The 680-nt window shown below is 64.6% G+C and carries 1 protein-coding gene; it reads left to right on the plus strand.

Features of this window, described 5'->3' with window-relative positions; genetic code table 11:
- The coding region (locus tag CEY15_RS17885) for an IS3 family transposase (protein ID WP_141244343.1) at positions 1–673 on the plus strand (673 nt) is incomplete at its 5' end.
- Between the last annotated feature and the right edge of the window lie 7 nt (positions 674–680).

The following is a 680-nucleotide window of genomic DNA, read 5'->3' on the forward strand; positions in this document are numbered from 1 at the left end:
ACACGGTGTCCAGCCGATCTGCGACGCACTGACCGAGACCAGCGCCGCGATCGCACCTTCGTCCTACTACGCCGCCAAGTCCAGGCCGCCGTCAGCGCGATCGGTGCGTGACGCCGAGCTCACCGTCGCGATCACCACGATGTACGAGGAGAACTACCACGTGTACGGAGCCCGCAAGATGTGGAAGGAGATGGGCCGCGCCGGCCACCAGGTCGCCCGCTGCACTGTCGAGCGCCTCATGAGAGCCGAAGGCCTCAAAGGGGTCCAGCGGGCCAAGTCCCCGCGCACCACCCGACCGAAGGCCGAGACCGAACGCCCCGCTGATCTGGTGGACCGCAAGTTCGTCGCTGAGCGCCCGAATCAGCTGTGGGTCGCCGACATCACCTACGTCCGCACGTACAGCGGATGGGTGTACGCGGCGTTCATCATCGACGTCTACTCGCGGATGGTCGTTGGGTGGCAGCTGTCCAAGAATCTGTACACCGACCTGGCCCTGGACGCGCTGAACATGGCGATCTGGCAGCGCGCCCACGCCGGCGATGACCTCAGCGGACTGATTCATCACTCGGACCGCGGAGTTCAATATCGAGCGCTGCGCTATACCGAACGGCTCGAAGAACAGGACCTGGTCGCCTCAGTCGGATCCCGCGGCGACTCCCTCTTAACCGGCTAATTCGATA

This window comes from Dietzia natronolimnaea (assembly GCF_002289575.1).
GTDB classification, from domain to species: Bacteria; Actinomycetota; Actinomycetes; order Mycobacteriales; family Mycobacteriaceae; genus Dietzia; species Dietzia natronolimnaea_A.